Consider the following 12,385-nt stretch of genomic DNA (forward strand, 5'->3'; position numbering starts at 1 on the left):
GCGCGCGCTACAGGCGCTCTACAAGCGCGACACGGCCCGCTTACCAGCGGCGGTAGCCGTAGTCGCGGTCACGGTCGTCCCAGCGGCGGTCGTGGCCCCAGTGATGGTCGTTCCAGCGATGGTCTTCCCAACGGCGCTCATTCCAGCGACGCTCGTCCCAGCGGCGGTCGTCGTAGCGCCAGCCCACATAGGCCGGCGCTGCGTAGGCCGGTGCCGCGTAGGCCGGCGCCGCGTAAACCGGCGCGGGCGCCGTATATACCGGCACGCCAACGGCGAGTCCCACGGAGACGCCGGCTGTCGCGGTCTGCGAGATGGCGAGAATCGTTGCGCCCGCACCCAATGCGGCAATGAGTTTCGCGTTCATTCGAGTCTCCTTTGGCTCGTTGAATGGACGCTTTCAATTTAGTCCGGGTCGCTGCGCGGCGGATTACAAAACTGCAACAATCGTCTCGGTGTTACGGGTCCATGCGGGCCTGATGTTCGCTTTCGGGGGAAGGCGCGCAAGCGAAAAGCCCCGTAAACCAAGGCTTTCCGCGATGCTTCACCATTTTGCGAGAAAAATTGCGCGCCCCAATTAGACGCACGATGTTGCGCATTTCCGGCGTGCGTAACGTGTGTGGCGCGGTGCGCCGAAGGTGACAGAACACCTGGTTTGTAGATCAGGCAGCCGGTGCGCTTGAGCGTTTAATGCGGGGCGCGCCACGTTTGCCTTAAGAGTAGAAAGGCTGGAGGTCGCCTCAGGCTTTCAGATCGCTTGCGCCTCTTTTCATACTTGTCCGATAGCCTGCCCTCCTGGCTTGGTGTCGTATCCCGTGTCAGGGCGGAATTTCGCCCGTTCTGAATACCGGAATATCGAGAGCCATCGGGAGCACAGCCATGAGCATCTACTACGCAGTAGTCGAAGGTGATCCTCTTACCAGCGGCGGCAATAGCCGGATCATAGAGGGCAATCCGCATTGCACTATTCAAGGCCCAGACGGCCAACACCGAAAGCAAGCTTATTTAGGACACGAAGCATAGTGTGCGGACTGTCAATCCGTCGGAATCATTGTTGCGGGGGCCAGGATATCGGAATCCCTCCGAGGTCGCGACTTCACGATTGGCGGAGCACAGGAAGCGGTGGACGGCGATATCGTGATCTGTAAGTGCGAAACGCCCCCACGCGTAATAGCGTGCTACGCGAGCAGCGTTACGTACGTAGATGAAAGCCGAGCCGCACCCGTTGTCGCGCGGCTCGCCGCGCAGTCGGGCCAGATATACGACGAACAGGTAACAGCCAGCGTTCGCGGTGTTTCGGTGCAGGGCTACCCGTATCTTATTGAAACATCGGACGGGCAAATCGTGTGCGGTCGTGCGGATAGTAACGGCCGGTTGCCTCGCATCTACACGGATAGCGCGGGCACCTATGCGATTCATTGGGGAGATGAAGCCCTAAGCCATGAAGGGTGGACCAATGCCGAATAAGAAAACCGTTGTACAGACGAACAACACACTTGGCTCGGTAAAAGAAGTGCCACTAAAGGCCGTGAAGTTCGCCGAACTGTGGGCGAACTATCCGAGCGGCAATCCATACGACAATCCCGCATACGAGAATCAATGCGCTATTCGCATGAGCGTCACGCTTCATCGAGTCGGGATTGGAATGAAGTCCTTTTCGCAGAAACTGATTCGCCCAATGAACGGTGACAAGATCGGGCGAATCTTGCTAGACGGGAAGCCGACGGCGACGCGTGCGGATGAAATGGGACAATGGCTCAAGTTGCAACCATTCGCAGGTTTGTCGAAAGCCGAAGATGTGACGGGACCGGATTGGGAGGCGAAAGTTAAAGGTCGCACAGGTATTATCCAGTTTTCGCGTTACTGGTCACGCGACGGCGAGAGCGCAGCGAATGCTAGCGGTGGCCATATCGACCTATGGAACGGCCTTAAGCTGACGTCGCCGAGTATCGGAGGTGCAATCAACACCTTCATGCGCTTCACGCCTGGCATATCGTCGGCGTGGTACTCCGATTTGGGCATGTCCAGGCAAATTCTCTTTTGGGAAATCAAGTGAAGCGTGCCGCGTGGTCAATCGCGTATCTGTGCGTCGGCGTTCTATTGTCGTGGCAATCGGCGGTATGGATGAGTCGATTGTCGCGGCGGTTATCATGGCCCCTGTTCAATACGCGTTGGCATGATTGCTGGGACATTGAGCATTGCGACGTGTCCGCGTTTGGCTATGTTTTTATCGTCGCGTTCGTCTTCGTGCCGAGCGTCATTTGGGCGATTGCAGGATTTAAACCCGCTAACAGTACATCGTCACGAGTGCTGACAGCGTCACTCCTTACTTTGGGGACTGTCTGTTTCTATCTGTTTTTTTACGCCGTTGTCTTCGGTTGACGCTGATTGATGCCAATTGGGTCCGGCCCGATAGGCGCACGTTATCGGCCCGGCTTGCCCTGAGGCGCAAAAAAGCCGGAGACATGCTCCGGCTTTTTTCCTCGTACGGTCCTGCGATTAAGGCTATTGCACCGCAACACCACCGAAGTTCTGCCGCCCGAACGGGCTCACCTGATAGCCGCTCACGTTCGTGCGCGTGATAGCCGCGGCCGTGGGATAGCCGAGCGGAATCCACAGCGCCTGATCGTGGATGATCTTCTGCGCGGCTTCATAATCCTTCGCGCGCTGCGCCTGATCCGCGGTGGTCTTGCCATCGGCGATCAGCTTGTCGAGCTGTGTATCGCAAAAGCGCGCGAAGTTGATGCCCGACTTCACCGCATTGCAGCTAAAGAGCGGCGAGAGGTAGTTGTCGGGGTCGCCGTTGTCGCCGGCCCAGCCCATGAACAGCGTGTCGTGCTGGCCCTGCTTCGCTTCCTTGATGAGCTCGCCCCACTCGATCACCTTGATCTCGGCCTTCACGCCGATCTTCGCGAAATCGGCCTGCAGCAGCTCGGCGCCTGCGCGCGGGTTCGGGTTCAGGACGCTGCCGTTCGGACGCACCCAGATCGTGGTCGCGAAGCCATTGGGCACGCCGGCCTCCGCGAGCAACTGCTTCGCCTTCGCGATGTCGTGCGGATACGGCGAGATCGACTTGTCGTAGCCCCAGGTGATGGGCGGCCACGGGTTGGTCGCGGGCGTGGCCGTGTTGTCGAAGATCGCCTTGAGATACGTCGTGCGGTCGAACGCGAGGTTCAGCGCCTGGCGCACCTTCACGTTATCGAGCGGCTTCTTCTGCGTGTTGAGCGCGACGAAGGCCGTCATGAACGCGGGCGTCTGCACGACCTTGAGCGCCTTGTCGGTTTTGGCGTCGGCCACGTCCTGCGGCTTGGGCGAGAGCGCGATCTGGCATTCGCCTGCCTTCACCTTTTGTGCGCGCACGGCGGCGTCGGGCGTGATCGCGTAGATCAGGCGCTCAACTTTGGGCTTGGGTCCCCAGTACGTCGGGTTCGCGTCGTAGCGGATCACGGCGTCCTTGGTGTAGCTCTTGAGCACGAACGGGCCCGTGCCCACGGGCTTCGCGTTCAGGTCGATCTGCTTGCCGGCCTTGAGCAGCTGGTCCGCGTATTCGGACGAGTAGATCGACGCGAAGCCCATCGTGAGGATCGGCAAGAAAGTGGCGTTCGGCTCGTTGAGCTCGAACTTCACCGTGTTCGCGTCGACCTTCGTGATCGACTTGATGAGCTTCGGCAGGCCCATCGACTGCGCATGCGGGAAGCCGCTCGCGCCCGCTACCTTGTGCCACGGATTGTCGGCGTCGAGCATGCGGCCGAAGGTGAAGACCACGTCGTCGGCGCTGAGCGCGCGCGTGGGCTTGAACCATTCGGTGGTCTGGAACTGCACGCTGGGACGCAGATGGAACGTGTAGGTCAGGCCGTCGGCGCTCACGTCCCACGACTGCGCGAGCGCGGGCACGACCTTCTTCTGCGCTTCGTCGTAGGCGACGAGCGAGTTGAAGATCACGTCGGCGGATGCGTTGGTGGTCACGAGCGAGTTGAACTGCACGACGTCGAAGCCGTCCGGGCTCGATTCGGTGCACACCGTGAGCGGTTTCGCGAGCGCGGGCAGGGCCGCGCAGGCGAGCGCCGCGCCAAGCGCGGCGGCGAGCACGGGAGCGGGCGAGAGGAAGCGCATGGGGTCTCCAGGGGTGTCCGATTGGCTTTATAGCCGGCCAAGCTTATCGAACGGAGATTGCGCAGACAACAACATAATCGGCATACCCATATGGGGCGCGATCGGGCGAGGCGGTCGTGCAGCGGCCATGCGGGGATTGTGCCGATCAGCCTCGGCGGTCAATGCTGGGCGGCGCGCGGCTTGCGCGGGGCGCGTTCGAACGCGCGATCGTAGAGCCAGCGCGGCAGTACGCCGAGCAGGGCCGCAACCACGCGCATCGGCCATGGGAACACCGCGAAGGCGGTGCCGCGCGCGATGGCGTCGGCGGCCTTGGCGGCGAAGCGCTCGGCATCCATGAGGAACGGCATGCGATACGGGTTCTTCGCCGTCATCGGCGTGCGGATGTAGCCCGGCGCGATCGTCACCACGCGCACCTTGAACGGTCGCATCTCCACGCGCAGCGACTCCAGATACGCGAACGCTGCCGCCTTCGAGGCACTGTAGGCGCCCGAGCCCGGCAGCCCGCGCACGCCTGCCACGCTCGCGATGCCCATGAGGGTGCCGCGCCGCGCTTGCGCCATTGCTTGCGCGAACGGCTCGAAGGTGGCGACCATGCCGAAGTAGTTGGTGTCCATCACGTCGCGGAACGTGGCGAGATCGCCATGACCGGTGAGTACGCCACGGCTCACGCCCGCGTTGGCGATCACCACGTCGGGCAGCCCGTGCTCGGCGATGAAGGCGCGCGCGGCGGCGGCGAGCGCATCGGCGTCGCGCACATCGACGCAATAAAGGGAGATGGGGTGCTGGGGATGGGATTGACGGAAGGCCTCGAGCGCATCGGCGCGGCGCGCGACGAGCCCGAGGGTGGCGCCGCGCCGCGCGTATTCGGCGGCGAGCGCCGCGCCGATGCCGCTCGACGCGCCGGTGATGAAGACCTTCAAGGGTGACGTCATACCGGCGCGCGGGCTCACATCTTCTTGGCGCGGATTTGCGAGATGATGAAGTCCATCACCTGGAGCGTGCCCGGCAGGCTGTTGGTCGCGGCCGGACCCGTCTCGTACTTGCCCTGGATGGCGATGGTCGGCACGCCGTCGATCTTGTACGCGGTTTGCATGGCATTGCCGCGCTGGAGCGCGCTCTGCGTCGAGAACGAGTTGTACGCTTCCATGTACTTCTTCGGATCGACGCCTTGAGTGGCGAGGAACTTCGCCTGATCTTCGGGCGTGAGCAGGTAGTTCTTGTTCACGTGGATTTCATGGAAGATGACCGGCGTGAGCTTCTGCGTGAGGCCGAGCGCGTCGAGCGCGTAGAGCATCTTCGAATGCGGGATGAAGTCGTCGCGGAATGCCACCGGCACGCGCTTGAACACGACGTCCGGGCCTTGCTTCTTGATCCAGTCTTCGAGCAGCGGGTCGAATTCGTTGCAGTGCGGGCAGCCGTACCACATGAACTCGATGACCTGGATCTTGCCCGCGGGCACGTCGAGGGGCTGCACGGCCTTGAGGACCGTGTAGTCCTTGCCGGCAACAGGCGCTTCGGGCGAGGCGTGGGCCGCACCGGCCAGCATCGAGAGCGAGACCAAAAGCGTTCCGAGAAGTCGTTTCATAGCGTGTTATTCCAGTGAACGGGGCCGGCGGCGTCCGGCGAGGCGGTGCGCGAGCGCGTCATGCGCGCTCGCGCGGGTGATGCATCAGGTGGGTTACTGCTTCGTGAAGCGGATTACAGCGGTGTCGATCCCGGCATCAGACAGACGCTGACGGTTCGAGTTCATGTCTTCGAATTTCGAGAACGGCCCGATGCGCACGCGGTAGTACGTGATACCGCCCGCGTCGCGCTGCGTCACCTTCGACTCGAACCCCTGGAACGCGAGACGCGCGCGCTGCTGCTCGGCGTCCGCCGCGGTCTTGTACGCGCCCACCTGCAGGAAGTAGCCGGTGTTGGCGTCGCCGGCCGTGGGGGCGCCCGGCTTGGCGTTGTTCGCGCCGCTTGCGTTGTTTGCATTCGGCGCGGGGATGGCGTTGGGCGCCTTCTGCGGCTGATTGTTGGCGAGCTGCTGCGCGGGCGCGTTCGGCGCTTGCGGCTTCGGCGCGGCGGTCGAGGGCTTCGGCGCGACCGCGACGCCGTTATTGGCACCGCTGTTGGCCTGGTTATTGGCCTGGTTATTGGCGTGATCCGCGCCGTTGTCGGCGGAAGCCGACGGCGGCACTTCGACGATCTGCGGCTCTTCGAGCATGCCCGAGGATTGCGACTGGTTCGTGGTCTGGCCCGGCGCGGTGTTCGGCGGCGTGCTTTGTGCGGCCTGCGGCGGCACCGGCTGGCCCGGCGTCTTGCCTTGCAGCACGCGGTTCGGATCGTATTGTTCGGCCTGGCTCGCGTCGGTGGGCGGGGCGACCTTCGCGACGAACGGCGTGGGCGAGCGCGTGATATAGAGCGCCACGACCACCGCGATCGCAAGGCCGACAATCAGGCCCAGCACGACACCGAGAAAAGTACCCCCGGACTGTTTCGACTGCTGCTTCGTAGTGCGGCGCGGTTTTGCCATCGTCTGAATCACCTGCAAACAAGAGAATCTGGAACGGCGCGTATCCGCGTGCGGATGCGCCCCAAACATGTCGTGCGCGGCTTCGCGCGGCGCGCCGGCGGCGGGTTCGCTGCCGGCGTGCTGCATGCGAAGCGAGTCGTGTTACATGCGCTCGGGCGCCGAAACGCCGATCACGGCGAGGCCGTTCGCGAGCACCTGGCGCGTGGCTGCGAGCAGCGCCACGCGCGCGTCGCGCACGGCGGCATCGTCGACGAGAACGCGTTCGGCATTGTAGAACGAGTGAAACTCAGCCGCGAGTTCGCGCAAATAGAACGCCACGGCGTGCGGCGCGAGCTCCGTGGCGGCATGCGTGAGCATGTCGGGGAACTCTCCGAGTTTCGCGATGAGCGCGAGCGCGCGCTCGCTGTCGAGCGGCGCGAGGTCGACCTTGGGCAGCGCGGCCAGCTTGCCGCCGTGCTTGCCCTGCCAGTCGCCGAGAATCGACGAGATGCGTGCATGCGCGTACTGCACGTAGTACACGGGGTTTTCGTCGTTTTCCTTCAGCGCGAGGTCGATGTCGAACACGAATTCGGTGTCGGCCTTGCGCGAGATGAGGAAGAAGCGCACGGCGTCGCGCCCGCGGCGGATGGTGGCTTCGTCCAGCAGGTCGGGCGCGACTTCGCTGCCCGGGTTCGCGCCGCCCGACCATTCGATCAGGTCGCGCACGGTCACGTAGCTGCCCGCGCGCTTGGAGATCTTCACTTCCTGGCCATCGCGCATCACGGTGACCATCTTGTGCAGCACGTAGTCGGGGTAGCCCTTCGGGATGCCCACGCCGAGCGCCTGCAAACCTGCGCGCACGCGCGCGATGGTGCCGTGGTGGTCCGAGCCCTGGATGTTGATGACCTTGGTGAAGCCGCGCTCCCACTTGGTCACGTGATAGGCGACGTCGGGCAGGAAGTACGTGTAGGTGCCGTCGGACTTGCGCATCACGCGGTCCTTGTCGTCGCCGTAGTCGGTGGTCTTGAGCCACAGCGCGCCGTCCTGCTCGTAGGTCTGGCCCGAGGCGACGAGCGCCTCGACGGTCTTCTCGACGCGGCCTTCCGTGTACAGCGAAGATTCGAGGTAGTAGCGGTCGAACTTCACGCCGAACGCCTGCAGATCCAGATCCTGCTCGTGGCGCAGATACGCAACGGCGAAGCGGCGGATCGCTTCGAGGTCCTCGGGGTCCTGCGCGCCCTTCACGGGCTCGCCGTCCTTGGCGGCGACGGTCGCGCCCTCGAGATAGTCGCGCGCGATGTCGGCGATGTATTCGCCGTTGTACGCCGCTTCGGGCCAGCCTGCGTCGCCGGGCTTGAGGCCGCGCGCGCGCGCCTGGGTGGAGATGGCGAGGTTGCCGATCTGCACGCCCGCGTCGTTGTAGTAGAACTCGCGATGCACGTCGTAGCCCTGCGAGGCGAGGACGTTCGAGATTGCGTCGCCGAGCGCGGCCTGGCGGCCGTGGCCGACGTGCAGCGGGCCGGTGGGGTTGGCCGAGACGAACTCGACCAGCACGTGCCGGCCCGCTTCGCGCTGCGAGCGGCCGAACGCGGCGCCTTCGGCGAACACGGCGTTAAGCACGGCGCGCTTGGCGTCGGCGGTGAGGCGCAGGTTGATGAAGCCGGGGCCGGCCACTTCGGCGTCGGCGATCAGGCCGGCCGCGGCGGGCAGCGTCTTCACGGTTTCGACGATCTGCTGGGCCAGCGCGCGCGGATTGGTGCGCAGCGGCTTGGCGAGCTGCATCGCCACGTTGCAGGCGACATCGCCGTGCGCGGCGACCTTCGGGCGCTCGAGCGCGATGGCGGGAACGACGAATGCGGCCTCGGCGGCGCCTTCGGTAGCCTGGGCCACCTTGGCGACGGCGTCGGCGAGCAAGGTCTCCAGGGTCAGTTTCTGTGCGGGCAGCATGCTTGTTGCAAGTCCTGTGCGGGTAGTGGGGGGCGGGGCTGGCAGCCGTGGCGGCGGGCCGGCGGCGAGTTCGGCATCGCGCCTCGCGCCGCTTTGGGCAGATCTTGCGCGTGGCCGCGCCCTGCGGGTAATTCCGTCCAGACGGATTTTAGCAGGTGCTAATATGTGAAAAGAGTTGTGGAACGAGAAGCCCGAAGCGGGCCCCGAAAAACACAAAGGAGAGAGCAGATATGCTGGTTACGTTCAAATGCCACGCAGCGCCCGACGTGACGATGCTGGAAAACCTGGCTCAGTACCTCCTCGGCATTATCGGCAAGCGGCTTGGTCCGCGCGGCGTAATTACGCACGACGAGCTCGACACCGCCATCAGCAAGCTCGAAGCCGCCATCGCCACCGACAAGAAGGAACGTGCCGAGCACGAGGGGCATTTCCACGACGGCGAGGACGGCCACGAGCCTCACGAATTGCCGCCGGGCCTCGCGCAACGCGCGTTTCCGTTCCTAGACATGCTGCGTGCGGCGAAACAGGAGGACAACGACGTCCTTTGGGGTCTTTGAGCCGCGCCCCCGAACCGGCATCTCCAAAGCAAAGAGCCCGCACAGCGAACTGTGCGGGCTCTTTGCTTTGGTACTCGCGGCTTTTTCTGGCTGCCGCGCGGCTTACTGGCTGGCGGCCGCCGGCGCTGCTGCCGAGGCGGCGGAAGCGGCACCCTTCGGAGCCTTCTGCTTCTTCGGCTTCTTCACGTGCTTCTGGGTAGGGGCCGAATACGACGACACGTCGCTTGCCTCCTGGTGCACGGCGGCCGGCTGCTGGGCGAACGACGGCTGCGAGAGCGCCGCGACGCCGAAGGCGGTCAACATCAACATCAGCTTCTTCATATGATTATCTCCGGACGACTTTTAAGGACTTGCTGATGAACGAGCCGGAGCGGCGCCAGAGGATGCGTGCCGCGTTGGGCTTGGGGTGCTGCGCGGTCATCTTACAAAGCCGAAAAAAAGCCGAGAATTCGCGTGCGCAAAATACTCGGCCTATCGGTTTTCGTATGTCGGCGTAGTGTCGATGCCGGTGTTTTAGAGCAGCGGCGCGAGCGCGCGGCGCGCGTCCTCGGGGGAGAGCGCCATGCGGCGCGCAAAGTCGGCGAGCTGGTCCTGGCCGATCTTGCCCACCGAGAAGTACGTGCTGTCCGGATGCGCGAGATAGAAGCCGGAAACACTCGCTGCCGGCAGCATCGCGAGCGATTCCGTCACCGTCATGCCGACTTCGTCCGCCTGCAGGAACTCGAACATGTCGCGCTTCACGAGGTGGTCCGGGCACGCCGGGTAGCCCGGCGCCGGGCGGATGCCCGCGTACTTCTCGGCGATCAGCGCGTCGTTGTCGAGCGTCTCGTTGGCCGCGTAGCCCCACAGGTCGCGCCGCACGCGCGCATGCATCGCCTCGGCGAACGCTTCGGCGAAGCGGTCTGCGAGCGCCTTGAGCATGATCGAGCTGTAGTCGTCGAGATCCTTCTGGAACTGTGCTTCCTTTACATCGACGCCAATGCCCGCCGTGACCGCGAACATGCCGATGTAGTCGGCCACGCCCGAATCCTTCGGCGCAATGAAGTCGGCCAGCGACCGGTTCGGACGCATCACGCCGTCGACCACCGGACGCACCGACTGCTGGCGCAGGTTGCGCCATGTGAGCGCGACCTGGGTGCGCGACTCGTCGGTGTAGATCTCGATGTCGTCGTCGTTCACGGTGTTCGCGGGCAAGAGCGCGATCACGCCGTTCGCTTGCAGCCAGCGGCCCTGGATCAAACGCGAAAGCATCGACTTGGCGTCGGAGAACACCTTGCGCGCCGACTCGCCCACGATCTCGTCGTTGAGAATCTGCGGGTACGGGCCCGCGAGATCCCAGGTCTGGAAGAAGGGACCCCAGTCGATATAGTTCGCGAGCTCGTTGAGGTCGAAGTTCTTGAACACGCGGCGGCCGAGGAACTTCGGCTTCACGGGCTGGAAGTTCGCCCAGTCGATCTTCGTCTTGTTCGCGCGCGCCTCTTCGAGCGTGACCATGGGCAGCGCCTTCTTGTTGGCGTGCTGGTCGCGGATTCGGTCGTAGTCGGTCTTGAGCTCGTCGATGTACTTCGCCGCGCCTTCGTCGGAAAGCAGGCTCGACGCCACCGAGACCGAGCGCGAAGCGTCCGGCACATAGACCACCGGGCCTTCGTAGTTCGGCGCGATCTTCACGGCGGTGTGCACGCGCGAGGTGGTCGCGCCGCCGATCAGGAGCGGAATCTTTTTCACGCGGAAATAGTCGTCGCGCTGCATTTCGGAGGCCACGTAGGCCATCTCTTCGAGCGACGGCGTGATGAGGCCCGAGAGGCCGATGATGTCCGCGCCTTCGACCTTCGCCTTCGCGAGAATCTCGTTGCACGGGACCATCACGCCCATGTTGACCACTTCGAAGTTATTGCACTGGAGCACGACCGAGACGATGTTCTTGCCGATGTCGTGCACGTCGCCCTTCACGGTGGCGATCACGATCTTGCCCTTCGCGCGCACGTCGCCGCCCGCTTGCGCGAGCTTGCGCTTTTCTTCCTCGATGAACGGAATCAGGTGCGCGACGGCCTGCTTCATCACGCGCGCCGACTTCACCACCTGCGGCAGGAACATCTTGCCCTGGCCGAACAGGTCGCCGACGATGTTCATGCCGTCCATGAGCGGGCCCTCGATCACGTTGATCGGCCGCCCGCCGCCGCCCATGATCTTCTGGCGCGCTTCTTCGGTGTCCTCGACGATGAAGTTCGTGATGCCGTGCACGAGCGCATGCGCGAGACGCTTCTCGACTTCCTGGTTGCGCCACTCGAGGTTCTCTTCCTTCTTCGCGGCGCCGGTCTTGAACTTGTCGGCGATTTCGAGCAGGCGGTCGGTGGCGTCGGCGCGGCGGTTGAGCACCACGTCTTCCACGCGATCGCGCAGCTCGGCGTCGAGATCGGCGTACACGCCCAACTGCCCCGCGTTCACGATGCCCATGTCCATGCCCGCCTGAATGGCGTAGTAGAGGAACACCGTGTGGATGGCTTCGCGCACCGGGTCGTTGCCGCGGAACGAGAACGACACGTTCGACACGCCGCCGCTCACCTTCGCGTGCGGGAGGTTCTGCTTGATCCAGCGCGTGGCCTCGATGAAGTCGACCGCGTAGTTGTTGTGCTCCTCGATGCCCGTGGCCACCGCGAAGATGTTCGGGTCGAAGATGATGTCTTCGGGCGCGAAACCCGCTTCGTTCACGAGGATGTCATAGGAGCGCTTGCAGATCTCGGTCTTGCGCTGGAAGGTGTCGGCCTGGCCCTGCTCGTCGAAGGCCATCACGACGGCCGCCGCGCCGTAGCGGCGGATTAGCTTCGCGTGATGAAGGAACGGCTCCTTGCCTTCCTTCAGCGAGATCGAGTTGACGATCGCCTTGCCCTGCACGCACTGCAGGCCCGCCTCGATCACGTCCCACTTCGACGAGTCGATCATGATCGGCACGCGCGCGATGTCGGGCTCGGAGGCGATCAGGTTCATGAAGCGCACCATCGCGGCCTTCGAGTCGAGCATGGCTTCGTCCATGTTGACGTCGATGATCTGCGCGCCGTTCTCGACCTGCTGGCGGGCGACCGCGAGCGCTTCGTCGAACTGGCCGTTGAGAATCATGCGCGCGAAGGCCTTCGAGCCGGTCACGTTGGTGCGCTCGCCCACGTTGATGAAGAGCGACCCTTCATTCACGTTGAAGGGTTCGAGGCCGGAGAGTCGCAAGGTATGGTCAGTCATGGCGTGGGACCGGGTCGTCAGAGTGTCGTGGTGAGTCGGC

The 12,385-nt window shown here is 63.9% G+C and carries 10 protein-coding genes; 2 read left to right on the plus strand and 8 right to left on the minus strand.

Annotation, left to right across the window (positions count from 1 at the left end):
* Positions 1 to 40 precede the first annotated feature (40 nt).
* Positions 41 to 364, minus strand: coding sequence for a hypothetical protein (locus NH14_RS08850; RefSeq protein ID WP_035523621.1), 324 nt, complete (start codon positions 362 to 364; stop codon positions 41 to 43).
* Between the two features lie 1,089 nt (positions 365 to 1,453).
* On the opposite strand from NH14_RS08850, the gene NH14_RS08855 reads away from it, so the two are divergent.
* A complete protein-coding gene (locus NH14_RS08855; protein ID WP_035523622.1) occupies positions 1,454 to 2,053 on the plus strand; it encodes a type VI secretion system amidase effector protein Tae4 in 600 nt (199 codons plus the stop codon).
* Between the two features lie 449 nt (positions 2,054 to 2,502).
* On the opposite strand, the gene NH14_RS08860 is transcribed toward NH14_RS08855, so the two are convergent.
* The 5 genes from NH14_RS08860 to argS form a co-directional block, all read right to left on the minus strand.
* Entirely contained in the window at positions 2,503 to 4,110 is a 1,608-nt protein-coding gene (locus tag NH14_RS08860; protein WP_035523625.1) for an ABC transporter substrate-binding protein, read from the minus strand.
* A gap of 158 nt (positions 4,111 to 4,268) precedes the next feature.
* Positions 4,269 to 5,042: an SDR family oxidoreductase gene (locus NH14_RS08865; RefSeq protein WP_035523627.1), complete on the minus strand. Its 774-nt coding sequence runs from the start codon at positions 5,040 to 5,042 to the stop codon at positions 4,269 to 4,271.
* 14 nt (positions 5,043 to 5,056) lie between these two features.
* On the minus strand, positions 5,057 to 5,695 hold the full coding sequence (locus tag NH14_RS08870) for a thiol:disulfide interchange protein DsbA/DsbL (protein ID WP_035523630.1): 639 nt from the start codon (positions 5,693 to 5,695) through the stop codon (positions 5,057 to 5,059).
* A 93-nt stretch (positions 5,696 to 5,788) separates the two neighbouring features.
* On the minus strand, positions 5,789 to 6,649 hold the full coding sequence (locus NH14_RS08875; protein WP_176329245.1) for an SPOR domain-containing protein: 861 nt from the start codon (positions 6,647 to 6,649) through the stop codon (positions 5,789 to 5,791).
* 123 nt (positions 6,650 to 6,772) lie between these two features.
* Positions 6,773 to 8,557 carry an arginine--tRNA ligase gene (gene argS / locus NH14_RS08880; protein ID WP_035523632.1) on the minus strand — a complete coding sequence of 595 codons (1,785 nt, stop codon included), beginning with the start codon at positions 8,555 to 8,557 and terminating at the stop codon, positions 6,773 to 6,775.
* Between the two features lie 230 nt (positions 8,558 to 8,787).
* Here argS and NH14_RS08885 point away from each other — a divergent pair, with 230 nt between their 5' ends.
* Positions 8,788 to 9,114, plus strand: coding sequence for a DUF1840 domain-containing protein (locus NH14_RS08885; RefSeq protein ID WP_035523635.1), 327 nt, complete (start codon positions 8,788 to 8,790; stop codon positions 9,112 to 9,114).
* A 102-nt stretch (positions 9,115 to 9,216) separates the two neighbouring features.
* Here the strand turns inward: NH14_RS08885 and NH14_RS08890 are convergent, their stop codons facing one another.
* Positions 9,217 to 9,435, minus strand: coding sequence for a hypothetical protein (locus NH14_RS08890; RefSeq protein WP_035523638.1), 219 nt, complete (start codon positions 9,433 to 9,435; stop codon positions 9,217 to 9,219).
* A 192-nt stretch (positions 9,436 to 9,627) separates the two neighbouring features.
* Positions 9,628 to 12,366, minus strand: a complete 2,739-nt coding sequence (metH, locus tag NH14_RS08895) for a methionine synthase (RefSeq protein ID WP_269151824.1) — start codon at positions 12,364 to 12,366, stop codon at positions 9,628 to 9,630.
* Between the last annotated feature and the right edge of the window lie 19 nt (positions 12,367 to 12,385).

It is taken from the genome of Paraburkholderia sacchari, assembly GCF_000785435.2.
GTDB lineage: Bacteria > Pseudomonadota > Gammaproteobacteria > Burkholderiales > Burkholderiaceae > Paraburkholderia > Paraburkholderia sacchari.